Consider the following 25,819-nt stretch of genomic DNA (forward strand, 5'->3'; position numbering starts at 1 on the left):
CGCCCGGTTTACATTCCGAACCCGGAAGCTAAGCCTTTCAGCGCCGATGGTACTGCAGGGGGGACCCTGTGGGAGAGTAGGACGCCGCCGAACAACCCGCCCTTTTAGCTCAGTCGGTAGAGCGTCTCCATGGTAAGGAGAAGGTCAACGGTTCGATTCCGTTAAAGGGCTCCAAAACGAGAAGGCCCCCGCCATTGGCGGGGGCCTTTTTGCGTTCCCCGAGTTCTCCCTGCCTATCCTTCGGATTGATCTTGAGGATGCTGTTCATGGGGAGGAATGCGTGATGTCGGATCAGACTCCGGCGGAGGCCGAGTTCGAGCAGGCCTGGGCCGACGAGAGGTATACCCGGGCGGTTCTGCCGGCCGTGGACGTGAACCGGATCCTGGAGGAGCGGTACCTCGCCACGGAGCCGGTGGCCCTGGACCGCGCGGGGATCTGGGACATGGAGGTCCGGAAGGCCGGCAATCCCGGTGCCTTCATTCCGTACGTCATCAAGGAGGGCTCTGCCTCCGCCTGGGTGCCGGGACGGACGGGTGCGGAGCTGGGGGCCGAGTTCGTCAGGCAGTCGCAGCAGAGGCTGTGGCTCGAGCCGGACGCGTACGGAGTCGTGCTCGAAGAGACGTACCTGAACCACGACCGGCAGGTGGTCACCTTCCTCGGCCGGGAGACCTTCCCCGACGTGCAGGGAGCTCCGCTGCGCGCGGACGACCGCCAGCCGCTGTTCCACGTCCAGCACGGGGTCGCGGGTACGGACGAGCAGCCGCTCAATACCTGGCGGATCGTGCTGCTGACCGATCAGCCGGACGACCGGCTGGTGGAGGTCTTCGATCGGATGGCCGGTGATCCTTGGCTGCCCGAGTTCGTCGAGCTGTACGTACAGGACGTGCTCGGGATCGCGCTGACGCGTCGGGATGACGTTTGAGGGACGGCGTAGAAGGGCCTCTGCCGGTTGGCGGGGGCCCTTTTGTGCGTGAGGGGGGTCCGGGACTCCTCGTCAAGCCCCGAGTTGTCGGGCCGTGACCAGAGGCGGGGCTCGGGGCGCAATGGGATCAGCAGGAGTTCCCAGGCCCTCGATCCACGGGAGGAACGCTCATGAACACCGAACGGATCCGACACATCGCCCACACGTTCAGGACGGCCCGGGCTGCCGACGGCGCCTCCCCGTCCCCGTTCATGCCTCCGTCCAGGTCTCCTTCCCGGTCCGACATCGGCCGTGACGAGGTCGTCGAAACGGGCAGTGCCTCCTGGACCGGGGAAATGGCGGCCCCGTCGTTCATGATCCTGGTGGCAGGGCCCCGTCGCTGAGGCGAGTGGCGCGACGGTGCTCAGTCGCCGTCGCGCTGCCGGGGGATGCGGAAGGCGAGGATGGCCATGTCGTCGGAGGCAGGTTCGGCGGCGAAGCGTTCCACCGCGCGCAGGACGCGGGAGGCGACGGCGCCGGCGGTGAGGCCCGTACAGGTGGTGAGGACTTCCGCGAGGCCGTCGTCGCCGAGCATGCGGGTGCCCTCGCGGCGTTCGGTGACGCCGTCGGTGACGCAGAGGAGGACGTCACCGGGGTCCAGGGTGAGGGTCTGCTCGTAGAGGTCCAGGTCTTCGAGGACGCCGAGGAGGGGCTGCGGGTCGGCGGCGGAGGTCACCTCGCCGTTCGGACGCAGGCGCAGCGGCAGCGGGTGGCCGGCGCAGACGACCTTCATGTGGGCGCCGCCGTCGGGCTGCGGGTGCAGCTCGCCGTACAGGAGGGTCAGGAAGCGGCTGCGGTCGCCCTCGTCGAGGATCGCGGCGTTGAGGCGCTCCAGGACGGCCGGGCCGCCCAGGCCCTCGCGGGCCAGGAGGCGCAGGGCGTGGCGGGCCAGGCCGGTGACGGCGGCCGCCTCCGGGCCCGTACCGCAGACGTCGCCGATGGCGAACCCGTAGACGCCGGGGCGGATCGGGAAGACGTCGTAGAAGTCGCCGCCCACCTCGTTGCCCTCGCCGGCCGCGCGGTAGATGACCTCGACCTCGATGCCGGGGATGGTGGGGGAGCCGGGCGGGAGCAGGCTGCGCTGGAGCGAGCGGCTGATGGCGGTGCGCTCGGAGTACAGGCGGGCGTTGTCCAGGGCGAGGGCGGCGCGGCGGGACAGGTCCTCGGCGAGTTCGAGGATCTCCTGCCGGAAGTGCTCCTCGGAGGGTTTGCCGAGGGTCAGCATGCCGATGACGCGGTTGCGGGCGAGGAGCGGGAGGACCACCGTCTCGCCGCCGACCGCCAGGGAGGTCTCGGGCCAGGGGCGGGCGCCGGACTCGCGGACCGGTTCGGGCGGGCTGACCTGGGCGAGCAGGGCCTTGAGGCCGTCGATGCGCTCCTCGTCCTCGTGCAGGACGTAGGAGAGGAACGGGTCGGAGGCCTGGTCGGCGATGGTGTAGACGGCGCACCAGGTGGCGAGGGTGGGGACGGTCATCTGGGCCATGAGGGCCAGGGTCTGGTCCCGGTCGAGGGTGCCGGCGAGCAGGTCGGAGGCCTCGACGAGGAAGGAGAGGGAGCCGCGGCGCAGTCGTTCGAGCTCGCCCAGGCGGGCCGATTCCACGGCGAGGGCGATGCGGTCCGCGGCGAACTGCAGGCGCAGGGCGTCGTCGTTGGAGTAGCGGCCGGGGATTTCGGCGGCGACTCCGAGGGAGCCGGTGAGGCGGCCCTCGACCTTGAGGGGGACGGTGATGGCGGAGCGCATGCCGGTGGCTTCCAGGAGGGGTACCGCACCGGGGACGACGATGAGGTCCTCGTGGACGGCGGGCATGCGGGCGCTGCCGTACCGGTTGGTGCCGGCTTCGACGGGGACGCGGGCGAAGCGCTGGCGGGTGGAGGGCAGGCCGGTGGTGGCGCGGACTTCGAGCTCGGTCTCGTCGTCGGTGGCGAGGAGGAGGAAGGCGGAGTCGGCGTCGAGGAGGTCACGGGCGCGTTCCACGGTGCGCTGGAGAAGGCCGTCGAGGTCGTCGGGGGCGGGGGAGCCGATGAAGATCTCGAAGGGGTCCGTGGGGCGGGCCTCGGTCAGCTGGCCGCCGTCCATGGGGACCCGTACGGGGCTCTGCAGCAGGGCCCGCTCGTCGTCGTGCACGAGCAGACAGACGATGGAGGGCTCGCCGTGGGCATCGCGGACCCGCAGGTGGGAGGCGTAGATGGGGATGACGCGGCCGTCGGCGCCGCGGATGCCGTAGCTGCCCTCCCAGCGGGACAGGCGCAGGGCCTCGGCGATGCCGGTGCCGGTGCCGGGGGTCTGCGGCCAGGCGGCGAGCTCGGCGAGCGGGCGGCCGACCGCCTTCGAGGCGAGGTGGCCGAAGATGATCTCGGCGTCCTCGTTCCAGGCGGAGACGGTGCCGGCGGAGTCGATCTGCAGGACGGCGACGCGGACCCGGCTGTCGGCCAGGGGGAGGAGCTGGTCGGGGACGACGGGTCCCGCGGAGCGGGTACCGACCGGACGGTCCGGCATGTCGAGCCGGAACCACACGTGCTTGTGCGTGGCCGTGTACTCGACGCCCCAGCGGGTGGCGAGGGCGGCGCAGAGCATGAGCCCGCGGCCGTTCTCGCGGTCGGGATCGGCGTACGGGCGCTCGCCGGGGTGCTGGAGCGGGAGCTCGCGCTCCGGGTAGCGGTCGGCGACCTCTACGCGTACGCCGTCCTCGGTGCGCAGGCACAGGACTTCGGCGCGGGTGCCGGCGTGGACCACCGCGTTGGTGACGAGCTCGCTGGTGAGGACCACCGCGTCGTCGATGATGTCCGAGAAACCCCAGCCCTGGAGGGTATCGCGGACGAATGCGCGGGCAGCAGCGACTGAACGCCCCTGTGGTTCGAAACTGGCAGCCGCCCGTGCCGTGATCACAAGTCTCCTTCGACGCGGTGGACAACGGATGCCAGGTTACTTACCTTCACGGTCGCCATGGTGCCGTCGTCCGGGAATCCACCCGCAGGGTGCGGCCGGTGTGCGATGGTGCCGGAGTGTTATGGCCGGGTTCGGCCGGGGTGAAACACTGGGCAGGCTTGGAGTCGGTTAGTTAATGGGCACGGCGTAGGACGCGGTCTGATGAACAAGATGCCCGGTGGAACAGTGGTCGACCCTTTCGGGAGGGACACGGTGGAGGCTGGCGCGGCGGTGCGGCGTACGGGAACGCGCCCGAAGGGAGGACGCTCCCGGCGGGGCGGGACGACGGAAGTCGATACCGCGGCCCTGAACAGGCTGCTCACGGCCTTGGTGTCGATGCGGGACGGAAACTTCCGCAAGCGGCTCACGGTGTCCGGCGACGGCGTGATGGCGGAGATCGCCGCCGTCTACAACGAGGTCGCCGACCGCAATCTCCACCTGACCGGGGAGCTGTCCCGGGTGCGGCGCATGGTCGGCCGCGAGGGCAAGCTCAGCGAACGGCTGGAAACAGGCGCCTGCGAGGGCTCCTGGGCGGCCGCGATCGACGCTTCGAACCAGCTGGTCGACGACCTGGCCCGGCCGGTGTCCGAGGTGGGCCGGGTGCTGTCGGCGGTCGCCGAGGGCGATCTCGACCAGCGCATGGACCTGCGGACCCAGGCCGCGGAGGGTGCCGGGCACCCACTGCGCGGGGAGTTCCTGAAGGTCGGGCGGACGGTCAACAACCTGGTCGACCAGCTCTCCGCGTTCACCGACGAGGTGACGCGGGTGGCGCTGGAGGTCGGTACCGAGGGCAAGCTCGGCGGCCAGGCGCAGGTGCGTGGTATGTCCGGATCCTGGAAGGATCTGACCGACTCCGTCAACACGATGGCGTACCGGCTCACCGCCCAGGTGCGTGACATTGCTCTCGTGACGACGGCGGTGGCCAAGGGAGATCTGTCGCGCAAGGTCACGGTGCACGTGGCCGGCGAGATGCTGCAGCTGAAGAACACCGTCAACACGATGGTGGACCAGCTCTCCTCGTTCTCCTCCGAGGTGACCCGCGTGGCCCGCGAGGTGGGCACGGAGGGTGAGCTCGGCGGCCAGGCGAAGGTGCCCGGGGTCGCGGGCGTGTGGAAGGACCTGACCGACTCCGTCAACACCATGGCCGGCAACCTGACGGCCCAGGTGCGCGGCATCGCCCAGGTGACCACGGCGGTGGCCAACGGCGACCTGTCGCAGAAGGTACGGGTCAGCGCGCGCGGCGAGGTCGCGCAGCTGGCCGAAACGATCAACCAGATGACCGAGACGCTACGGACCTTCGCGGACGAGGTCACGCGCGTGGCCAGCGAGGTCGGCGCGAAGGGCCTGCTCGGCGGGCAGGCGCAGGTGCCGGGCGCGGCCGGGACGTGGAAGGACCTCACCGACTCGGTGAACACGGTCTTCCGCAATCTCACCACGCAGGTGCGCGACATCGCCCAGGTGACGACGGCGGTGGCCAACGGCGACCTGTCGCAGAAGGTCACCGTGAACGTGGCCGGCGAGATGCTGGAGCTGAAGAACACCGTCAACACGATGGTGGACCAGCTCCAGTCCTTCGGTGCCGAAGTGACGCGGGTGGCCCGTGAGGTCGGCGTCGAAGGCGAACTGGGCGGGCAGGCGCAGGTTCCAGGCGCGGCCGGTACCTGGAAGGACCTCACCGACTCGGTGAACACCGCCTTCCGCAACCTCACCGGGCAGGTCCGCAACATCGCCCAGGTGACGACGGCGGTGGCCAACGGCGACCTGTCGCAGAAGGTCACGGTCGACGTCTCCGGCGAGATGCTCCAGCTGAAGAACACCGTGAACACGATGGTGGACCAGCTGTCCTCCTTCGCCGACCAGGTCACGCGGATGGCGCGGGACGTGGGCACGGAGGGCCGGCTCGGCGGCCAGGCGCGGGTCGAGGGGGTGTCCGGCACCTGGAAGGAGCTCACCGACTCCGTCAACTTCATGGCCGGAAACCTGACCTCCCAGGTGCGCCAGATCGCCCAGGTCACCACGGCGGTGGCCCGCGGAGACCTCTCCCAGAAGATCGACGTGGACGCCCGGGGCGAGATCCTGGAGCTGAAGAACACCATCAACACGATGGTCGACCAGCTCTCGGCCTTCGCCGAGCAGGTGACCCGGGTGGCCCGGGACGTGGGTACGGAGGGCCGGCTCGGCGGTCAGGCGCAGGTGCCCGGTGTGGCCGGCGTGTGGCGCGACCTGACGGACTCCGTGAACGGCATGGCCGGGAACCTGACCTCGCAGGTCCGCAACATCGCGCAGGTCGCCACCGCGGTGGCCCGCGGCGATCTGTCGCAGAAGATCGAGGTCGACGCCCGGGGCGAGATCCTGGAGCTGAAGAACACCCTCAACACGATGGTGGACCAGCTCTCGAACTTCGCGGAGCAGGTGACGCGGGTGGCCCGGGAGGTGGGCACCGAGGGCATCCTGGGCGGCCAGGCGGAGGTGAAGGGGGTCTCCGGTACCTGGAAGGACCTCACCCAGTCCGTCAACTTCATGGCGAACAACCTGACCTCGCAGGTGCGCAACATCGCCGAGGTGACCACGGCGGTCGCCATGGGCGACCTCTCCAAGAAGATCACCGTCGATGCCAAGGGCGAGATCCTGGAGCTCGTCACCACGGTGAACACGATGGTGGACCAGCTGTCCTCCTTCGCCGAGCAGGTGACGCGGGTGGCCCGCGAGGTGGGCACCGAGGGCATCCTCGGCGGCCAGGCACGGGTGCGCGGGGTCACCGGCATCTGGAAGGACCTCAGCGACAACGTCAACACCATGGCCGGCAATCTGACCGCCCAGGTGCGCGGGATCGCGCAGGTGTCGACCGCGGTGGCCAACGGCGACCTGACCAAGACGGTCACCGTCGAGGCGCGCGGCGAGGTCGCGCAGCTCGCCGACACCGTCAACACGATGGTCAAGACCCTGTCCTCCTTCGCCGACGAGGTCACGCGCGTGGCCCGCGAGGTGGGTACGGAGGGTCGCCTCGGCGGCCAGGCGCACGTGCCCGGGGTCTCCGGGACCTGGAAGGACCTCACCGACTCGGTGAACTTCATGGCCTCCAACCTCACCGGCCAGGTGCGGCAGATCGCCATGGTCACGACCGCCATCGCCAAGGGCGACATGACCAAGAAGATCGACATCGACGCGCGCGGGGAGATCCTGGAGCTCAAGACCACGATCAACACGATGGTCGACCAGCTCTCCTCCTTCGCCGACCAGGTGACGCGGGTGGCCCGCGAGGTGGGTACCGAGGGCATCCTCGGCGGCCAGGCGCGGGTCCGGGACGTGGATGGCACCTGGCGGGACCTGACCGAGTCCGTGAACGAGATGGCCGGGAACCTCACCCGGCAGGTGCGTGCCATCGCGGCCGTGGCCACCGCGGTGACGCGGGGCGACCTCAACCTGAAGATCGACGTGGACGCCGCCGGCGAGATCCAGGTCCTCCAGGACAACCTCAACACGATGATCGCCAACCTGCGCGACACCACCTTGGCCAACAAGGAGCAGGACTGGCTCAAGGGCAACCTCGCCCGCATCTCCGCCCTGATGCAGGGCCGCCGCGAGCTGGACGACGTGGCCTCGCTGATCATGAGCGAGCTGACCCCGGTGGTCTCCGCGCAGCACGGGGCGTTCTTCCTGGCGCTGCCGACCGGGGGATCCACCGAGATCGGGACCGACGGGGGCGCGGACGGCTCGTACGAGCTGCGGATGCGCGGGAGTTACGCGTACGCCGGCGGGCAGATGCCCATCTCCTTCCGGCCGGGGGAGGGACTGATCGGGATGGTCGCCGAGGAGAAGCGGATGGTGCTCATCGAGAACACCCCGCCCGGCTACCTGAAGATCTCCTCCGGGCTCGGCGAGGCCCCGCCCGCGCACGTGATCGTGCTGCCGGTGCTCTTCGAGGGGAAGGTGCTCGGCGTCATCGAGCTGGCCTCCTTCCAGCCCTTCACGCAGATCCAGAAGGACTTCCTCAGCCAGATCGCCGAGATGATCGGTACGAGCGTCAACACCATCTCCGTCAACTCCAAGACGGAGATGCTGCTCAAGCAGTCGCAGGAGATGACCGAGCAGCTGCGCGAGCGCTCCGACGAGCTGGAGAACCGGCAGAAGGCCCTCCAGGCGGCCAACGCCGAGCTGGAGGAGAAGGCCGAGCTGCTGGCCCAGCAGAACCGGGACATCGAGGTGAAGAACACCGAGATCGAGGAGGCCCGGCAGGTCCTGGAGGAGCGCGCCGAGCAGCTCGCGGTCTCGATGCGGTACAAGAGCGAGTTCCTGGCGAACATGTCGCACGAGCTGCGTACCCCGCTCAACTCCCTGCTGATCCTGGCCAAGCTGCTCGCCGACAACGCGGACGAGAACCTCTCGCCCAAGCAGGTGGAGTTCGCCGAGACCATCCACGGGGCCGGCTCCGACCTGCTCCAGCTGATCAACGACATCCTCGACCTGTCGAAGGTCGAGGCCGGGAAGATGGACGTCTCCCCGACGCGGATCGCGCTGGTCCAGCTCGTCGACTACGTGGAGGCCACCTTCCGGCCGCTGACCGCGGAGAAGGGGCTCGACTTCTCGGTACGGGTCTCCCCGGAGCTCCCCGCCACCCTGCACACCGACGAGCAGCGGCTGCTCCAGGTGCTGCGCAACCTGCTGTCGAACGCGGTGAAGTTCACCGACACCGGGGCGGTGGAGCTGGTGATCCGGCCCGCCGGGGCCGATGTGCCGATCGCGATCCGCGAGCAGCTCCTGGAGGCCGGTTCGCTGCGGGAGGCCGACGCCGACCTGATCGCCTTCTCGGTGACGGACACCGGGATCGGGATCGCGGCGAGCAAGATGCTGGTGATCTTCGAGGCGTTCAAGCAGGCCGACGGGACCACCAGCCGCAAGTACGGCGGCACCGGCCTCGGACTGTCCATCAGCCGGGAGATCGCCCGGCTGTTGGGCGGGGAGATCCACGCGGCGAGCGAGCCCGGGCGCGGGTCGACCTTCACGCTGTACCTGCCGCTGCATCCGAGCGAGCTGCCCCCGCAGGGGTACGCGCCGCCGACGCCCGGCGGGGCGCGCGGGGAGCTGTACCGCCGCCCGGCCGCCGAGGAGGCGCGGCCCGAACTGCCGGCGGCTCCGATGGCGCAGGGCCCCGTAGCGCCCGTGGGGCCGATGGCGCTGCCGCGGGCCGGGGAGCCGGTCGGGCAGGGGTCTTCGGCGCTGTTCCGGCGGCGCCGCAAGGCGATGGCCGAGCCGCCGCTGCGGGCGGAGGTGCCCGGACAGGGCGACGCGGAGGCGTGGTCCGTCGAGGAGCCGCTGCCCTCGACGCCGCGGACGTACGACTTCCACGGCGAGCGGGTGCTGATCGTGGACGACGACGTGCGCAACGTCTTCGCGCTGACCAGCGTGCTGGAACAGCACGGGCTGGCGGTGCTGTACGCGGAGAACGGCCGGGAGGGCATCGAGGTCCTGGAGCAGCACGACGACGTGGCGCTCGTGCTGATGGACATCATGATGCCGGAGATGGACGGGTACGCGACGACCTCGGCGATCCGGCGGATGCCCCAGTTCGAGGGGCTGCCGATCATCGCGCTGACGGCGAAGGCCATGAAGGGCGACCGGGAGAAGGCGATCGAGTCCGGTGCCTCGGACTACGTGACCAAGCCGGTCGAGCCCGACTACCTACTGTCGGTCATGGAAGGGCACATGCGCGGGGCCGGGGCGTGACCGGGCGGGCGGAGGGGGACTCCCGAGGGAACCTTCTGCCCTTCCAGTACGTTTCCGCTTCGTGCGCTGTGACATCTTGGTGACAGGGTGTGGCGATCTCGGGACTGGGGCTACGATGACCGGCACAAGGACGGACGGCGCAAGGATGCCGTCCTCTGGGGCGGGGCCCGGCGCACAGGCCGGAGCCAGGAGCCGGGGAGGCCCCATGCCGGGGCGAGGAGGACAGGGCATGGTGCAGAAGGCCAAGATCCTCCTGGTCGACGACCGGCCGGAGAATCTGCTGGCGCTGGAGGCCATCCTCTCCGCGCTCGATCAGACACTGGTCCGGGCGTCGTCAGGGGAGGAAGCGCTCAAGGCGCTGCTGACGGACGACTTCGCGGTCATCCTGCTCGACGTGCAGATGCCGGGCATGGACGGGTTCGAGACGGCCGCGCACATCAAGCGGCGTGAGCGGACCCGGGACATCCCGATCATCTTCCTCACGGCGATCAACCACGGTCCGCACCACACCTTCCGCGGGTACGCGGCGGGTGCGGTGGACTACATCTCCAAGCCCTTCGACCCGTGGGTGCTGCGGGCCAAGGTCTCGGTGTTCGTCGAGCTGTATACGAAGAACTGCCAACTGCGCGAGCAGGCGGCGCTGCTGAGGCTCCAGCTGGAGGGCGGCGGCTCCAACGGCGCGGTGGACGGCTCCAAGGAGACGGCCGGCCTGCTGGCCGAGCTCTCCGCGCGGCTCGCCGCAGTGGAGGAGCAGGCGGAGGCGCTGACCAAGCAGCTCGGCGAAGAAGCGGCCGACCCCTCGGTGGTGGCCACCGCGGCGCACCTGGAGCGCAAGCTCACCGGGCTGCGGCGGGCGCTCGACGCGCTGGAGCCGGGGACCGGCGGCGGGGCTCCCGTGCTGCCCGCTCACGGCTGAGGCTCGCGGCTGGGCTTGACGGATGGGCTTGACGGCTGGGCTTCACGGTTGGGCTTCACGCAGGGCCGAGGCTCGCGGAGGCCGCTCGCGACCCGGGAGGGCCGCGTGCGGGTCCGCTTGGCGGGCCGTCAGGTCTGGCTGGGCGTCAGGGTGGGCCGCCGGTACGGGCCGAGCCCGCGGGCGTCTCCCACCCGAGACCCGGAACGACACGAACGGGTGAAGGGGTGGGCACGCGTGTCCACCGGCGCGCGCACCGGTAACCTCGGGCGCATGGCCTCAAGTACGTCCGGTAAGGGTTCCCAGAGCACGGCGGGCACCGCGAAGGGCCGCACCGGCCGTACGACGGCGCCGGCGAAGAAAGCTGCCCCAGCGCGCAAGCCGCCCGCCAAGAAGACGGCAGCCGCCAAGCGGCCCGTCAAGAAGGTCGCGCCGAAGCCCGCGCCGTCCCCCACCGGGGGAGTGCTGCGGCTGGTGCGCGCCTTCTGGCTCGGCATCGCGCACGCGGTCGGCGCCATCTTCCGCGGCATCGGGCAGGGCGCGAAGAACCTCGACCCGGCCCACCGCAAGGACGGCCTCGCCCTGCTGCTGCTCGCGCTCGCGCTGATCGTCGCCGCCGGGACCTGGTCGAACCTGAGCGGGCCCGTCGGGGACCTGGTGACCATGCTGGTCACCGGCGCCTTCGGGCGGCTCGACCTGCTCGTGCCGGTCCTGCTCGGTGTCATGGCGGTACGTTTCATCCGCCATCCCGAACAGGCCGACGCCAACGGCCGCATCGGCATCGGGCTCTCGGCGCTGGTCATCGGAGTCCTGGGGCTCGTGCACATCGCCTGCGGAGCCCCCGGGCGCGACGAGGGCACCACCGCCATGCAGAACGCCGGCGGGCTGATCGGCTGGGGCGCCTCGAAGCCGCTGATCTTCACCATGGGCGCGCCGCTGGCCGTGCCGATGCTGGTGCTGCTCACCGTGTTCGGGCTGCTGGTGGTCACCGCCACCCCCGTCAACGCGATCCCGCAGCGGCTGCGGAGCGCGGGGATCCGCCTCGGGGTCATCGCTCCGAACGAACACGACGCCGAGTACGCCGAGTACGCGGCGCAGGGGGACCCCGCGAGCGCGGCCTCGGCCGCCGCGGACCGGCACGATGCCGAGCAGTGGCGGGCCCGCTCCGGCGCTGCCGGGCCGGGAGACCCGGCGGAGACCGCCGAGGAGGAGGCGCTCGCCCGGCGGCGGCGCCCCCGGCGGTCCGCGGGCCGGGCCATGGACCGCGGGATGGACGCCGTCGACGTCGCCGCGGCGGCCGCCGCCGCGCTGGACGGGGTGGTGTACGGCGGGATGCCGCCCTCCCCGCTGGTCGCCGACCTCACCCAGGGCATCTCGGTCGAGCGCGAGGGCGCGGAGATCACCGCTCCGGTTCCGGCGGCCCGGGAGGAGGGGCCGTCCCGCGAGGAGAAGGCCGCCCGCGAGGAGAAGCCCGTCGACGCCGCGGCCCCGCCGCACGACACCACCGCGGCGGCCTCCGGGACGCTGTCCGTTCCCGACCTGACCAAGACCCCGCCCCCGACCCAGGCGCTGCCGACCCGCGCGGAGCAGCTCCAGCTGCGCGGGGACATCACGTACTCCCTGCCCTCGCTGGACCTGCTGGAGAAGGGCGGCCCGGGCAAGACCCGCAGCGCCGCGAACGACGCGGTCGTGGCTTCGCTGACGAACGTGTTCATGGAGTTCAAGGTCGACGCGAAGGTCACCGGTTTCACCCGGGGCCCGACGGTGACCCGCTACGAGGTGGAGCTCGGCCCGGCCGTGAAGGTCGAGCGGATCACGGCGCTGGCGAAGAACATCGCCTACGCCGTGGCCTCGCCCGACGTGCGCATCATCAGCCCGATTCCGGGCAAGTCGGCGGTCGGCATCGAGATCCCGAACACCGACCGCGAGATGGTCAACCTGGGGGACGTCCTGCGGCTGGCGGACGCCGCCGAGGACGACCACCCGATGCTGGTGGCGCTCGGCAAGGACGTCGAGGGCGGCTACGTCATGGCCAACCTGGCGAAGATGCCGCACGTCCTGGTGGCCGGAGCCACCGGTTCCGGAAAGTCCTCCTGCATCAACTGCCTGATCACCTCGGTGATGGTGCGGGCCACCCCGGAGGACGTCCGGATGGTGCTCGTGGACCCCAAGCGGGTGGAGCTGACGGCGTACGAGGGCATCCCGCACCTGATCACGCCGATCATCACCAACCCCAAGCGGGCCGCCGAGGCGCTGCAGTGGGTCGTGCGCGAGATGGACCTGCGCTACGACGACCTGGCGGCCTTCGGGTACCGGCACATCGACGACTTCAACCAGGCGATCCGCGACGGCAAGATCAAACTGCCGCCGGGCAGCGAGCGGGAGCTCAGCCCGTACCCGTACCTGCTGGTGATCGTCGACGAGCTCGCCGACCTGATGATGGTGGCCCCGCGCGACGTGGAGGACTCGATCGTCCGCATCACCCAGCTGGCCCGGGCGGCCGGCATCCACCTGGTGCTCGCGACCCAGCGGCCCTCGGTGGACGTGGTGACCGGTCTGATCAAGGCGAACGTGCCCTCGCGCCTGGCCTTCGCCACCTCCTCGCTCGCCGACAGCCGGGTCATCCTCGACCAGCCGGGTGCGGAGAAGCTCATCGGCAAGGGCGACGGTCTGTTCCTGCCCATGGGCGCGAACAAGCCGGTGCGGCTCCAGGGCGCCTTCGTCACCGAGGACGAGATCGCCGGGATCGTGCAGCACTGCAAGGACCAGATGGCGCCGGTGTTCCGCAACGACGTCACGGTCGGGCAGAAGCAGAAGAAGGAGATCGACGAGGAGATCGGCGACGACCTCGACCTGCTGTGCCAGGCGGCCGAGCTGGTGGTCTCCACGCAGTTCGGGTCCACCTCGATGCTCCAGCGCAAGCTGCGGGTCGGGTTCGCGAAGGCCGGGCGGCTGATGGACCTGATGGAGTCGCGGGGGATCGTCGGACCGAGCGAGGGGTCGAAGGCGCGCGACGTGCTGCTGAAGGCCGACGAGCTGGACGGCGTGCTCGCGGTGATCCGGGGGGAGACTCCCGAGTAACGGACAAAGGATCGGGGGCAACCGTTTCCCCCGGTCGTGTGTCTAGTTGAGGGAGGTGGCGGTCTGTTCCGGGTCGCCGCACCGGGCGGGAGCCCCTTGGCCATTCGTATGGCGTAGGGAGGTGCCCCTCCGGTTGCTCCACCCTTTCGTCACCCCCCTAGACTGGACTTCCAGCAGGTGGCTACACGCTCGAAAGGCGCCCTCGTGTCCATCGGCAACGCCAACTCCCCCGAAGAAGAGCGGCCTTCGACCGACGACCGGTCCGAGGACCGCCTCGTCGAACGTTCCGTCGAAGAGCCGTCCATCGGGACGGCCCTCAAGAAGGCCCGGATCGCCGCCGGGCTGACTGTCGACGAGGTCAGTTCCACCACCCGCGTGCGCATCCCGATCGTGCACGCGATCGAATCCGACGATTTCACGCGCTGCGGCGGCGATGTCTATGCCCGCGGCCACATCCGTACGCTCGCCCGTGCCGTACGACTCGATCCGGAACCCCTGATCGACAGCTACGACGCGGCCCACGGCGGCCGGCCGGCACCCACCCCCGCCGCGCCGATGTTCGAAGCCGAGCGGATCCGCCCCGAACGGCAGCGGCCCAACTGGACCGCCGCCATGGTCGCCGCCATCGTTGCCGTGATCGGCTTCGTCGGCTTCACGGCCTTCGGCGGCGCCGACGAGAAGACCAAGCGGCCGGTGGCGGAAGGTTCCGCCGCGCCGAAGCCCGCACCCACCCCGAACGCGTCCAAGCCGTCGGTCAAGGCACCGCCGGCGCCCACGGCTCCCAAGCCGGAGCCCTCGGACAGCGCCATCGCCGCCGCGCCCAAGGACCTCGTCACGGTCGTCCTGACGGCCAACGACGGCGAGAGCTGGATCTCGGCCAAGGACCACAGTGGCCGGCTCCTCTTCGACGGCACCCTCGAACAGGGTCAGTCGAAGACGTTCACGGACAAGGAGTCCATCGACCTGGTGCTCGGCGATGCCGGGGTCGTGAAGCTCTTCGTGAACGGCAAGGAGATCAAGGACGAGTTCCAGCCCGGACAGGTGGAACGTCTCACATACACCAAGGACGACCCGCGTCAGGGCCAGGCCCAGGCGGGCTGACCAGCAGGGAATAAAACGTTCCGGATCCCCGGGGTGCCGCGCCGCACCCCGGGGATCTTGCCGTCCGGGACGGGAGGCGGGGGCCGGTGCCGGGACGAAGTAGTCTTGAGTCCATGCCCGAACGCCGTACCGTCGCCCTTGTCACTCTTGGCTGCGCCCGTAACGAGGTGGACTCGGAGGAGCTCGCAGGCCGCTTGGCGGCGGATGGCTGGGAGCTCGTCGAGGACGCCGCCGATGCGGACGTAGCCGTCGTCAACACCTGCGGCTTTGTCGAAGCCGCCAAAAAGGACTCCGTAGACGCCCTGCTGGAGGCCAATGATCTCAAGGATCACGGCCGCACGCAGGCCGTCGTAGCCGTCGGCTGTATGGCCGAGCGCTACGGCAAGGAGCTTGCCGAAGCGCTCCCCGAGGCCGACGGAGTACTCGGCTTCGACGACTACGCCGACATCTCCGACCGCCTCCAGACCATCCTCAACGGCGGCATCCACGCCTCCCACACCCCGCGCGACCGGCGCAAGCTGCTGCCGATCAGCCCGGCCCAGCGCCAGGACGCCGATGTGGCGCTCCCCGGCCACGCCCAGGAGCCGGAGGCCGCCCCCGAGGACCTTCCGGAGGGCGTCGCGCCCGCCTCCGGTCCGCGTGCGCCGCTGCGCCGCCGCCTGGACAAGAGCCCGGTCGCCTCGGTCAAGCTCGCCTCCGGCTGCGACCGGCGCTGCTCCTTCTGCGCCATCCCGTCCTTCCGGGGCTCCTTCATCTCCCGCCGCCCCAGCGACGTGCTGGGCGAGACGCGCTGGCTCGCGGAGCAGGGCGTCAAGGAGATCATGCTGGTCTCCGAGAACAACACCTCGTACGGCAAGGACCTGGGCGACATCCGCCTGCTGGAGACCCTGCTGCCCGAGCTGGCCGAGGTGGACGGCATCGAGCGCGTCCGCGTCAGCTACCTCCAGCCCGCCGAGATGCGACCCGGCCTGATCGACGTACTCACCTCGACCCCCAAGGTCGTCCCGTACTTCGACCTCTCCTTCCAGCACTCGGCCCCCGACGTGCTGCGCGCCATGCGCCGCTTCGGTGACACCGACCGGTTCCTGGAGCTGCTGGACACCATCCGCAGCAAGGCCCCGACGGCCGGCGTCCGGTCCAACTTCATCGTCGGCTTCCCCGGCGAGAAGGAGTCGGACTTCGCCGAGCTGGAGCGCTTCCTCACCAGCGCGCGGCTCGACGCCATCGGTGTCTTCGGCTACTCCGACGAGGACGGCACCGAGGCCGTCACGTACGAGAACAAGCTGGACGCCGACACCATCGCCGAGCGCCTCGCCCACATGCAGCGCCTCGCCGAGGAGCTCACCTCGCAGCGCGCGGAGGAGCGGATCGGGGAGACGCTGGAGGTGCTCGTCGAGACGGTCGTCCCGATCGACGAGGCGGAGGACGGCGAGGGAGCCTACGGGCGCGCCGCCCACCAGGCGCCCGAGACCGACGGCCAGGTCGTCTTCACGGACGGCGCGGGCCTGGTCCCGGGGCGTATCGTCACCGCGAAGGTGGTCGGCACCCTGGGTGTGGACCTCGTGGCGGAGCCCCTGGGCGTGGATCTTGAGGAGGCGGCCGGATGACCGGAGCCCCGGCATCTGCGGCGGGCGGGACCGGCCGCCGGCCCGCGCCCGGCGCGAAGCTGGGCGCCGCGGCGGTCAATCAGGCCAGCCTGTGGAACATCGCCAACATCCTGACGATGATCCGGCTGGTCCTGGTGCCGGGATTCGTGATGCTGCTGCTCGCCGACGGGGGCTACGACCCCGTCTGGCGGGCGCTGGCGTGGGCGGCGTTCGCCGTCGCCATGATCACCGACATCTTCGACGGGCATCTGGCCCGTACGTACAATCTGGTTACCGACTTCGGGAAGATCGCCGACCCCATCGCCGACAAGGCGATCATGGGGTCGGCATTGGTGTGTCTGTCCTGGCTCGGCGATCTGCCCTGGTGGGTCACCGGGGTGATCCTCGGCCGGGAACTCGGGATCACGCTCATGCGTTTCTGGGTCATCAGGTACGGAGTGATTCCGGCGAGCCGGGGCGGGAAGCTGAAGACCCTGGCCCAGGGCACGGCCGTGGGCATGTACGTGCTCGCGCTGACCGGGCCGCTGGCGACGCTGCGGTTCTGGGTGATGGCGGTCGCCGTCGTCCTGACCGTCGTCACCGGTTTGGACTACATCCGGCAGGCCGTCGTGCTCCGGCGCAAGGGCCTCGCCGCGGAGCGTGCCGCGCGGTGAACCTGCCGGGGGATGGCGCGGTGCTGCAAGAGACGGGCGGTTCTTCGGTGGCCGGTGAAGCCGTGCGGAATGCCGCAGGGGCCGATGGGGACACTGGGGCGGTTGCGGCCGATGTGCTGCGACTCCTCGCGGAGAGTAACGGTACGGTTGCTGTGGCGGAGTCGCTGACCGGCGGCATGGTCGCCGCGGAACTCACGGCCGTCCCCGGCGCCTCCAAGTCGTTCCGCGGGTCCGTCACGGCGTACGCGACCGAGCTGAAGCACCAGGTGCTCGGTGTGGACGCCGGGCTGCTCGAGGCCGAGGGTGCGGTGAACCCGCAGGTCGCGGAGGAGATGGCCGCCGGAGTGCGGCGCGTGCTCGGCGCCTCCTGGGGCATCGCGACCACCGGAGTGGCCGGTCCCGAGCCGCAGGACGGGCAGCCGGTGGGCACCGTTTTCATCGCCGTGGCGGGTCCCGGGGGCAGGAAAACGGCCCGGCTGAGGTTGAAAGGCTCCCGCGCGGAAATCCGTAGGGAGAGTGCACGGACAGTGCTCGAGCTGCTCGCGAGCGAACTCCGCGACAATCTGCGGGGGCAGGATACGGAACAGGACGGGGGGAATTGATGTTTGCAGCCCTGAGTGAACACGACATCGCTCCCCGCACGGCCGCCGCGCGAGGCGGTACGGTGGGGCGTGAAGGTTACGGCTACACGGTCAGAGGAGGGAGCCACCGATGATTCTGCTCCGTCGCCTGCTGGGTGACGTGCTGCGTCGGCAGCGCCAGCGCCAGGGCCGTACTCTGCGCGAAGTCTCCTCGTCCGCCCGGGTTTCGCTCGGCTATCTCTCCGAGGTGGAGCGGGGGCAGAAGGAGGCATCTTCCGAGCTGCTCTCCGCGATCTGCGACGCGCTTGACGTACGGATGTCAGAGCTGATGCGGGAAGTCAGCGACGAGCTTTCGCTCGCCGAGCTGGCCCAGTCCGCCGCGGCGAGCGAACCGGTGTCCGCACCGGTCCGCCCGATGCTCAATTCGGTATCCGTGGCCTCGGTCACGGGTGGCCCGGAACGGGTGACCATCAAGGCGCCCGTGGAAGCGGTGAATGTCGTAGCCGCGTGATGCGTGCGTGCTGAGCGTATGAGTGTGGCCGGAGCCCCGGCCGGTGCCCCTTGGGTGCCGGGCGGGGCTTCTTGCCGTTCCGGGTGCGGGTGTGGTCCCGGGTGCGGGTGTGGTCCCGGCTCTGGTTCTGGTGCGGGCGCGAGGGGGTGCGGGTGCGGGCGGGGTGCGGGAGGATGGGCCCGTTCGGGTCTCCGGCCCCTGGAGGTGGCCGTGCGGCGGTTGCTGGGTATACCCGTGGGTCTGGCCCTCGCGCTGTCGGTGGGCGTCCTGTGGTGGTGGGCCGTGCTGCGGCTCGTGCTGGCTCCGGCCGAGGCCGGGCCGGTGGAGGGTGCGGTCGCCGTCGGGGGGTGGGGGCTGGGGCTGCTGCCGGTGCACTGCGTGCCGGGGCCGGCGGGTGGTCGTCGCCGCCGGGGGGCGGCGGGTGGTCGTGGTGGCGGGGGTGGCGGCGGAGCCGGGGGCAACGGTGGGGAGCGGGCTGCTGACGGGTCGGTGGCGGTCGGGGAGCCGGGGGTGGTGCCGTCGGGGGGCGGGGAGCCGGGGGGCGGGTCGTCGGGGGCTTGGTGATCGTGGGCCTGGTCGTCGGGTGACGGTGGCCGGTGGCGGGTTTCCGGGCCTGGGGGCCGGGTGGCGGGTGGATCGGGCCGGGTGGTCGAGGCCCGGGTGGTCGGGCGACGGGTGGTTGGTTACCAGGGCATGGCGACTCCTCCGTTCGGGCGAAGGATCTGGCCCGTCATGAAGGAGGAGGCGTCCGAGGCGAGGTAGAGCACTGCCTGGGCTATGTCCTCGGGCTCGCCCACGCGGCGCAGCGGGGACATCCGCGTCATCATCGCCTCGGTCTGCTCCTGGACCTCGGGGCTGTGTCGGCCGGTCATCGGGGTGCGGATCCAACCGGGCGCGACGGCGTTGACACGGATGCCATGCGGGCCGGCCTCGGTGGCGAGCGTCTTGGTCAGCTGGACGACGGCGGCCTTGGCGGCGCTGTAGCAGAGCAGGCCGGGCTGGGCGGCGTCCACGGCGCCGGAGGCCATGGTGATGATCGAACCGGGCCGGCCGGCCGCGATCATGGCGCGGGCCGCCTCCTGGCAGGTGCGCAGCACCCCCTTGAAGTTGATGTCCAGGACCCGGTCGAGGTCCTCGTCGGACGTCTCCAGAACGCTGCTGCTGTGCATGATCCCGGCGATCGCGGCGGTGATGTCGAGCGGACCGGCCTGGGCGATCGCCGCCTTGATCGCGGCGCGGTCGGTCACGTCGAGGGGGTGGGCGGTGGCCCGGCCGCCGGCCTTGGCGATCAGTTCGACTGTCTCCTCGAGGCCCTGGGCGTCGCGGTCCGCGCAGTGCACGGCGGCTCCGGCCTCGGCGAGGAGTACGGCGGTGGCCCGGCCGATGCCGCTGGCGGCGCCGGTGATCAGAGCGGTGCGGCCGGTGAGTTCGTACGCGCTGGGTGTAGGCATGCGGGGACGGTACGACCGTATCTGACGGGGCGTCAACTAAGGCGTCGGGCCGGATTGGCAACGAGGACACCAGTACGTGGGCCGGTCGTCCTGCGGAGCCTCGCGGACGGGGGTGCCGCAGCGCAGGCAGGGGCGGTGGGCGCGGCCGTAGACGAACAGGTCCTGGCCGGGGCGGAGGCTGCCGGTGGTGTTGCGGCGGCGGGCCTTGTTCGCGTCGAGGAGCCGGTGCGCGGCGGCCGCGAGCCGGGGGAGGGTGCGGGGCGGTAGATCGCCCACCGGGGTCCAGGGGGTGACCTGGGCGAGGAAGCAGAGCTCGGCCTTGTAGACGTTGCCGATGCCGGCCAGGTTGCGCTGGTCGAGGAGGGCTTCGCCCAGGGGGCGGGCGGGGGCGGCGAGGAGGTTCGCGGCGGCGGTGGCCTCGTCCCAGTCGGGACCGAGGAGGTCGGGGCCGAGGTGGCCGACGGCGCGGTGCTCGTCGGCGGTGCGGAGCAGTTCGACGACGGGGAGGCGGTAGCCGAAGGCGGTGTGGTCGGCGGTGGCGAGGATGACGCGGATTTCGTGGGCGGGGCCCGGCGGGCGGGGTGGGCGGGGTGGGGTGGGGGTGCCGGTGGTGCGGGGGGTGGTGGGGAGGATGCGCCAGGTGCCGTCCATGCGGAGGTGGGTGTGCAGGGTGAGGCGGGGGTGGGGGGTGGCTCCTGGGTCGGTGCCGGTTCCTGCTTCGGTGTCGGGTGCCGGCGGGGGGCCGAAGCGCATGAGGAGGTGCTTGCCCCGGGGGACGACTTCCAGGGTGGTGAAGCCGGTGAGGTCTGCGGTGGCGAAGCGGGGGACGCGGAGGTCGGAGCGGGTGAGTTCCTTGCCCGCGAGGGCTTCGCGGAGCCGGGCTGCGGTGCGGTAGACGGTGTCGCCTTCGGGCATGCGTCCATTCTCCTGCGGAGTCGGGCTCGTGGGGTGCGGCCGGGGCTCCGCTGCGCGGTGCTTGCTCCCCGCCCCGCCCTTCCTCCGTTCCCCGGGGCTGTGCCCCGGACCCCGGCTTGGGGCTGTGCCCCGGACCCGTTCCCTCGGGCTGCGCCGTGGATCGGCCTCCGAGCCTTCCTAGGGCTGTGCCCCGGACCCGTTCCCTCGGGCTGCGCCGTGGATCGGCCTCCGGGCCTTCCTAGGGCTGTGCCCCGGACCCGTTCATCGGGTCGGCCTCCGGGCCCGCCCCGGACGCGTTCCCTCGGGCTGCGTCGTGGATCGGCCGCCGGGCCTTCCTTGGGGCTGTGCCCCGGACCCGTTCATCGGGTCGGCCTCCGGGCCCGCCCCGGACCCGTTCCCTCGGGGCTGCGCCGCGGATCGGCCGCCGGGCCTTCCTCGGGGCTGCGCCCGGACCCGCCCCGGATCGGCCTCCGGCCCCCCGGACCCGCCCTGGGCTGCTCCTGGACTCGTCCCCCGGAGCCGCCCCGGGCCTGCCCTCGGGCCGTTCCCGGGGCTGTCGTCGGGCCCGGTGCTCGGGTCGGGTGGGGGGTTGGATTTCCGGGGTTGTGTGGTCGTGTACCGGGCCCTCGTTGCTGGGGCGTGTTCTGGGGTTCGTTTCCCGGGTGCGGCTCGGTTCTCGTTTCTGGGCTGTGGCTCGGGCCCGGTTTGGGGTTAGTGGCGGAGGCGGAGGCCTTGGGGGGTGGCGTGGAAGCCGGAGGCTTCCGTGGGTGGGGCGTAGGGGGAGGTGAGGGAGGGGGCGGCGTTGATGCGTTCCACCGTGAGGGTGGGGAGGGTGCCGTTGCGGGACGCCGTGGTGAGGGCCGTCAGGGCGGCTGTGAGGCGGGGGTCTTCCGGGTCGGGCCAGGCGAGGAGGGTTTTGCCGCCGCGCTCCAGGTAGAGGGTGAGTTCGCCGTCGACCAGGACCACCAGGGAGCCCGCCTTGCGGCCCGGCTTGTGGGTGGCGCCGGTCGGGGGCTCCGGCCAGGGGAGGGCGGCGCCGTAGGCGTTCGCCGGGTCGGCGGCGGCGAGGACCACTGCGGCAAGAGGGGGCGGCGTCCGCTCGGCGGCGCGGAGGCGGTCCACCGCGCCGTCCATGGCGAACTGGGCCGCACCCAGGCCTTCGACCACGTAGCCCCTGCGGGCCTGGCCGCTGTCCTCGAAGGCGGACAGGACCCGGTAGACCGCGCTGAAGCCGCCCTCCACGCCTTCCGCGGCCACCGCACCCCGGGTCACCACCCCGTGGCGGTCGAGCAGGGTGCGGGCCAGGGCGTGTGCGCGGTGGGTCGGGTCCGGGGCGTGGACCGGGAGCAGGGACCAGCGGCCCGACACCGTGGGCGGGCCCGTACGGGAAGAAGGGCCGCTGAGGGTGCCGTAACGGCCGCGGGGGATCGTCCGGCGGGCGCGGTGGGCGGTGGCGCCCGCCGTGCGGCCCGAGCCGAGGAGGGAGCGCAGGGGGGCCAGGGTGTCGTTGGTCAGGCGGCCCGACCACGCCAGGTCCCAGACGGCGGAGGAGAGGTCCGCGTCCGATGCGTCCGGGTGCTGCGCGCGGACCCGGTCCGTGAGCTGGCGGAAGAACAGGCCGAAGCCGCCGGAGAGGGCGGAGAGGACCGCTTCGTGGAGCGGGGAGAGCTCCAGGGGGTGCGGGGGCGGGAGGAGGAGGGGGGCGGCCTCCGCGAGGTAGAGGGAGACCCAGCCGTCCTTGCCCGGGAGGGCGCCCGCGCCGGCCCAGACGACCTCGCCGGTGGTGGTGAGCTCGTCCAGGAGGGTGGGGGAATAGTCCGCCACGCGGGAGGGGAGGATCAGGCGCTCGAGGGCGGAGGCGGGAACCGCGGCGCCCTGGAGCTGTTCGATCGCGCGGGCCAGGCCGTCGATGCCGCGCAGGGCTCCGCCCAGGTGCTGCCACTGGGGGAGGAAGGTGGCGAGGGAAGCGGGAGGGACCGGCTCCAGTTCCTGGCGCAGGGCGGCGAGGGAGCGTCGCCGCAGCCGTCGGAGAACCGTGGCGTCGCACCATTCCTGGCCGATGCCCGCCGGGTGGAACTCGCCCTGCACCACCCGCCCGGCCGCGGCGAGCCGGTGCAGCGCTCCGTCCGTCACGGCCGTGCCGAGCCCGAAGCGGGCGGCGGCGGTGACCGTGGTGAAGGGGCCGTGGGTGCGGGCGTACCGGGCCAGGAGGTCGCCGAGCGGGTCCTTCACCGGCTCGGTGAACGCCTCCGGGACGCCCACCGGGAGCGCCGTGCCCAGCGCGTCGCGCAGCCGGCCGGCGTCCTCGACGGCCGCCCAGTGGTCCTCGCCGGCGATCCGGACCCGGATCGCCCGGCGGGAGGCGGCGAGGGACGGCGCCCACTCCGCCTCCGCCCCGCGGGCGGCCAGGTCCGCCGGGGTGAGCGGGCCCAGTAGGCGCAGCAGGTCGGCCACCGACTCGGCGTCCTTGGCCCGTCGGTCCTCGGTCAGCCACTGGAGCTCCCGCTCCAGCTCCGTCAGCACGTCCGCGTCGAGCAGTTCGCGGAGCTCGGCCTGGCCGAGCAGCTCGGCCAGCAGCCGGGAGTCCAGCGACAGCGCGGCCGCCCTGCGCTCGGCGAGGGGCGAGTCGCCCTCGTAGAGGAACTGGGCGACGTAGCCGAAGAGGAGGGAGCGGGCGAAGGGGGAGGGCTCGGGCGTCGTGACCTCGACGAGGCGGACCCGGCGTGCCTCGATGTCCCCCATCAGCTCGGTCAGGCCCGGCACGTCGAAGACGTCCTGCAGGCATTCCCGTACGGCTTCCAGCACGATCGGGAACGAACCGAACTCGGAGGCCACCTGAAGCAGCTGCGAGGCGCGCTGGCGCTGCTGCCACAGGGGGGTGCGCTTGCCGGGATTGCGGCGCGGGAGGAGCAGGGCGCGGGCCGCGCACTCGCGGAAGCGGGAGGCGAACAGCGCGGAACCGCCCACCTGGTCGGTGACGATCTGCTGGATGTCGCCGTGGTCGAAGGTCACGTCCGCCGCGCCCAGCGGGGGCTTCTCGTCGTCGAAGTCGAAGGAGGTGAAGGAGGCGGAGGAGTTGTTCCGTGCCGGGTCGTGGTCCAGCAGGTCCAGGTCCATGCTCAGCAGGTCGGCGTCCGGGAGGCGCAGCACGATGCCGTCGTCCGCGTGCATGACCTGCGCGTCCATCCCGTACCGCTCGGAGAGGCGGGCGCCGAGCGCCAGCGCCCAGGGGGCGTGCACCTGGGCGCCGAAGGGGGAGTGGACGACGACCCGCCAGTCGCCGAGCTCGTCGCGGAACCGCTCGACGACGATGGTCCGGTCGTCCGGTACGTGGCCGCAGGCCTCGCGCTGTTCGGCGAGGTAGGACAGGACGTTCTCGGCGGCCCATGCGTCCAGGCCCGCCGCGAGCAGGCGCAGGCGGGCGTCCTCGGTGGTGAGGCCGCCGAGCTCGCGCAGGAACGCGCCGACGGCGCGGCCCAGTTCCAGCGGGCGGCCCAGCTGGTCGCCCTTCCAGAACGGGAGGCGGCCCGGAACACCGGGGGCGGGGGTGACCAGGACGCGGTCGCGGGTGATGTCCACGATCCGCCAGGAGGTGGTGCCCAGGGTGAAGACGTCGCCGACGCGGGACTCGTAGACCATTTCCTCGTCGAGCTCGCCGACCCGGCCCCCGCCCTTCTTGGGGTCCGACCCGGCCAGGAAGACGCCGAAGAGTCCGCGGTCCGGGATGGTGCCGCCGGAGGTGACCGCGAGCCGCTGGGCGCCGGGCCGGCCGGTGATCGTACCGGCGACGCGGTCCCACACCACCCGGGGCCTGAGCTCGGCGAACGCGTCCGAGGGATAGCGGCCGGCCAGCATGTCCAGGACCGCCGTGAAGGCCGAGTCGGGCAGCGCCGCGAAGGGGGCCGCCCGGCGCACCAGGGCGAGCAGGTCGTCCAGCTGCCAGGTGTCCATCGCGGTCATCGCGACGAGCTGCTGGGCGAGGACGTCCAGCGGGTTGGAGGGGATCCGCAGGGACTCGATCGAGCCCGTGCGCATCCGCTCGGTGACCACGGCCGCCTGGACGAGGTCGCCCCGGTACTTGGGGAAGACGACTCCGGTGGAGACCGCGCCCACCTGGTGCCCGGCCCGGCCCACCCGCTGTAGCCCGGAGGCCACCGACGGCGGGGACTCCACCTGGATGACGAGGTCCACCGCACCCATGTCGATGCCGAGCTCCAGGCTCGACGTGGCGACCACGGCGGGCAGCCGGCCCGCCTTCAAGTCCTCCTCCACCAGCGCCCGCTGCTCCTTGGAGACCGAGCCGTGGTGGGCGCGGGCCATCAGAGGCGGAGCACCTTGGGCGGCGCCCGACTGGGCCATGATCTCGGCCGGGGGCGGGCCCTCGGGCAGCGGGCCGCCGGTGGCCCGCTCGTACGCGATCTCGTTGAGCCGGTTGCACAGGCGCTCGGCGAGGCGGCGGGAGTTGGCGAACACGATGGTGGACCGGTGGGCCTGGACCAGATCGGCGATCCGCTCCTCCACGTGCGGCCAGATGGAGGGCTTGTCGCCGCCCTCCTTGCCCTCGGTGGCGGGGGAGCCGCCCAACTCGCCCATGTCCTCGACCGGAACGACCACCGACAGGTCGAACTCCTTGGTCGAGGGCGGCTGGACGATCTCCACCTTGCCGCGCGGAGCGAGGTAGCGGGCCACCTCTTCCACCGGGCGGACCGTCGCCGACAGGCCGATCCGGCGCGCGGGGCGGGGCAGCAGCTCGTCCAACCGCTCCAGGGACAGCGCGAGATGGGCGCCGCGCTTGGTCCCGGCGACCGCGTGCACCTCGTCCAGGATCACCGTCTCGATCCCGGCCAGGGCCTCGCGGGCGGCCGAGGTCAGCATCAGGAACAGCGACTCGGGCGTGGTGATCAGGATGTCCGGCGGCCGGGTCACCAACGCGCGCCGCTCGGCCGGCGGGGTGTCGCCGGAGCGGATGCCGACCCGGATCTCGGGCTCGGGCAGGCCCAGGCGCACCGATTCCTGCCGGATACCGGTCAGCGGGCTGCGGAGGTTTCGCTCCACGTCCACCGCCAGGGCCTTCAGGGGCGAGATGTACAGCACCCGGCAGCGCTTCTTCGGATCGGCCGGGGGCGGGGCCGAGGCGAGCTGGTCGAGGGCGGCGAGGAAGGCGGCCAGGGTCTTGCCGGAGCCGGTGGGGGCCACCACCAGCACGTCCGAGCCCGCACCGATGGCCCGCCAGGCGCCCTCCTGGGCGGCGGTGGGTGAGACGAAGGCCCCCGTGAACCAAGAACGGGTCGCGGGGGAGAACGAGTCGAGCGCGGTACCGGACATGCCCCCATCGTGCACCCGCCCACTGACAACCGGCCGGACCTGTGGAAACACCCCGGCCGGGCCGGGCGCA

At 71.7% G+C, this 25,819-nt stretch carries 14 protein-coding genes, 1 tRNA gene and 1 rRNA gene; 12 read left to right on the forward strand and 4 right to left on the reverse strand.

Annotated features, from left to right (window positions below):
* The 4 genes from rrf to ACFVX6_RS20985 all read left to right on the forward strand — a co-directional run.
* Positions 1–93: ribosomal RNA gene (gene rrf / locus ACFVX6_RS20970) — 5S ribosomal RNA — on the forward strand; the annotation flags it as partial.
* Positions 94–98: 5 nt separating this feature from the next.
* Positions 99–174: transfer RNA gene (locus tag ACFVX6_RS20975), tRNA-Thr, on the forward strand.
* Positions 175–283: 109 nt separating this feature from the next.
* Positions 284–922, forward strand: a complete 639-nt coding sequence (locus ACFVX6_RS20980) for a hypothetical protein (protein WP_389693527.1) — start codon at positions 284–286, stop codon at positions 920–922.
* A gap of 170 nt (positions 923–1,092) precedes the next feature.
* On the forward strand, positions 1,093–1,305 hold the full coding sequence (locus ACFVX6_RS20985) for a hypothetical protein (protein ID WP_389693529.1): 213 nt from the start codon (positions 1,093–1,095) through the stop codon (positions 1,303–1,305).
* A gap of 20 nt (positions 1,306–1,325) precedes the next feature.
* Here ACFVX6_RS20985 and ACFVX6_RS20990 read toward each other — a convergent pair whose 3' ends face one another.
* A complete protein-coding gene (locus tag ACFVX6_RS20990) occupies positions 1,326–3,848 on the reverse strand; it encodes a SpoIIE family protein phosphatase (RefSeq protein WP_389693531.1) in 2,523 nt (840 codons plus the stop codon).
* 252 nt (positions 3,849–4,100) lie between these two features.
* On the opposite strand from ACFVX6_RS20990, the gene ACFVX6_RS20995 reads away from it, so the two are divergent.
* From ACFVX6_RS20995 to ACFVX6_RS21030, 8 genes are all read left to right on the forward strand, one after another.
* Positions 4,101–9,611, forward strand: coding sequence for a HAMP domain-containing protein (locus ACFVX6_RS20995; RefSeq protein WP_389693533.1), 5,511 nt, complete (start codon positions 4,101–4,103; stop codon positions 9,609–9,611).
* A gap of 229 nt (positions 9,612–9,840) precedes the next feature.
* Complete coding sequence (locus tag ACFVX6_RS21000) at positions 9,841–10,527, forward strand: two-component system response regulator (RefSeq protein ID WP_250751754.1); 687 nt, start codon at positions 9,841–9,843, stop codon at positions 10,525–10,527.
* Between the two features lie 270 nt (positions 10,528–10,797).
* The gene (locus ACFVX6_RS21005; RefSeq protein ID WP_389693535.1) at positions 10,798–13,605 is read left to right on the forward strand and encodes a DNA translocase FtsK; all 2,808 of its coding nucleotides are present in this window, start codon (positions 10,798–10,800) and stop codon (positions 13,603–13,605) included.
* Positions 13,606–13,809: 204 nt separating this feature from the next.
* The gene (locus ACFVX6_RS21010) at positions 13,810–14,706 is read left to right on the forward strand and encodes a helix-turn-helix domain-containing protein (protein WP_389693537.1); all 897 of its coding nucleotides are present in this window, start codon (positions 13,810–13,812) and stop codon (positions 14,704–14,706) included.
* A 113-nt stretch (positions 14,707–14,819) separates the two neighbouring features.
* On the forward strand, positions 14,820–16,313 hold the full coding sequence (rimO, locus tag ACFVX6_RS21015) for a 30S ribosomal protein S12 methylthiotransferase RimO (protein WP_389693539.1): 1,494 nt from the start codon (positions 14,820–14,822) through the stop codon (positions 16,311–16,313).
* A complete protein-coding gene (gene pgsA, locus ACFVX6_RS21020; protein ID WP_250751772.1) occupies positions 16,310–16,966 on the forward strand; it encodes a CDP-diacylglycerol--glycerol-3-phosphate 3-phosphatidyltransferase in 657 nt (218 codons plus the stop codon). The genes rimO and pgsA overlap by 4 nt, the downstream gene beginning before the upstream one ends.
* A 62-nt stretch (positions 16,967–17,028) precedes the next feature.
* Entirely contained in the window at positions 17,029–17,568 is a 540-nt protein-coding gene (locus tag ACFVX6_RS21025) for a CinA family protein (RefSeq protein WP_389693614.1), read from the forward strand.
* Between the two features lie 109 nt (positions 17,569–17,677).
* Positions 17,678–18,058: a helix-turn-helix domain-containing protein gene (locus tag ACFVX6_RS21030; RefSeq protein WP_112451800.1), complete on the forward strand. Its 381-nt coding sequence runs from the start codon at positions 17,678–17,680 to the stop codon at positions 18,056–18,058.
* A gap of 683 nt (positions 18,059–18,741) precedes the next feature.
* On the opposite strand, the gene ACFVX6_RS21035 is transcribed toward ACFVX6_RS21030, so the two are convergent.
* From ACFVX6_RS21035 to ACFVX6_RS21045, 3 genes are all read right to left on the reverse strand, one after another.
* Positions 18,742–19,509 carry an SDR family NAD(P)-dependent oxidoreductase gene (locus ACFVX6_RS21035; protein WP_389693542.1) on the reverse strand — a complete coding sequence of 256 codons (768 nt, stop codon included), beginning with the start codon at positions 19,507–19,509 and terminating at the stop codon, positions 18,742–18,744.
* A 36-nt stretch (positions 19,510–19,545) separates the two neighbouring features.
* The gene (locus ACFVX6_RS21040) at positions 19,546–20,424 is read right to left on the reverse strand and encodes a DNA-formamidopyrimidine glycosylase family protein (protein ID WP_389693544.1); all 879 of its coding nucleotides are present in this window, start codon (positions 20,422–20,424) and stop codon (positions 19,546–19,548) included.
* 711 nt (positions 20,425–21,135) lie between these two features.
* Positions 21,136–25,749, reverse strand: a complete 4,614-nt coding sequence (locus tag ACFVX6_RS21045; protein ID WP_389693546.1) for an ATP-dependent helicase — start codon at positions 25,747–25,749, stop codon at positions 21,136–21,138.
* Positions 25,750–25,819 lie beyond the last annotated feature (70 nt).

The organism is Streptomyces sp. NPDC058289, from assembly GCF_042880975.1.
GTDB classification, from domain to species: Bacteria; Actinomycetota; Actinomycetes; order Streptomycetales; family Streptomycetaceae; genus Streptomyces; species Streptomyces stoeckheimensis.

Coding starts and splice junctions, on each gene's coding strand:
- ACFVX6_RS21035 (WP_389693542.1), bottom strand. CDS start 19,509: ATGCCTACACCCAGCGCGTACGAACTCACCGGCCGCACCGCTCTGATC.
- ACFVX6_RS20980 (WP_389693527.1), top strand. CDS start 284: ATGTCGGATCAGACTCCGGCGGAGGCCGAGTTCGAGCAGGCCTGGGCC.
- ACFVX6_RS20985 (WP_389693529.1), top strand. CDS start 1,093: ATGAACACCGAACGGATCCGACACATCGCCCACACGTTCAGGACGGCC.
- ACFVX6_RS21030 (WP_112451800.1), top strand. CDS start 17,678: ATGATTCTGCTCCGTCGCCTGCTGGGTGACGTGCTGCGTCGGCAGCGC.
- rimO (WP_389693539.1), top strand. CDS start 14,820: ATGCCCGAACGCCGTACCGTCGCCCTTGTCACTCTTGGCTGCGCCCGT.
- ACFVX6_RS21040 (WP_389693544.1), bottom strand. CDS start 20,424: ATGCCCGAAGGCGACACCGTCTACCGCACCGCAGCCCGGCTCCGCGAA.
- pgsA (WP_250751772.1), top strand. CDS start 16,310: ATGACCGGAGCCCCGGCATCTGCGGCGGGCGGGACCGGCCGCCGGCCC.
- ACFVX6_RS21005 (WP_389693535.1), top strand. CDS start 10,798: ATGGCCTCAAGTACGTCCGGTAAGGGTTCCCAGAGCACGGCGGGCACC.
- ACFVX6_RS21045 (WP_389693546.1), bottom strand. CDS start 25,749: ATGTCCGGTACCGCGCTCGACTCGTTCTCCCCCGCGACCCGTTCTTGG.
- ACFVX6_RS21000 (WP_250751754.1), top strand. CDS start 9,841: ATGGTGCAGAAGGCCAAGATCCTCCTGGTCGACGACCGGCCGGAGAAT.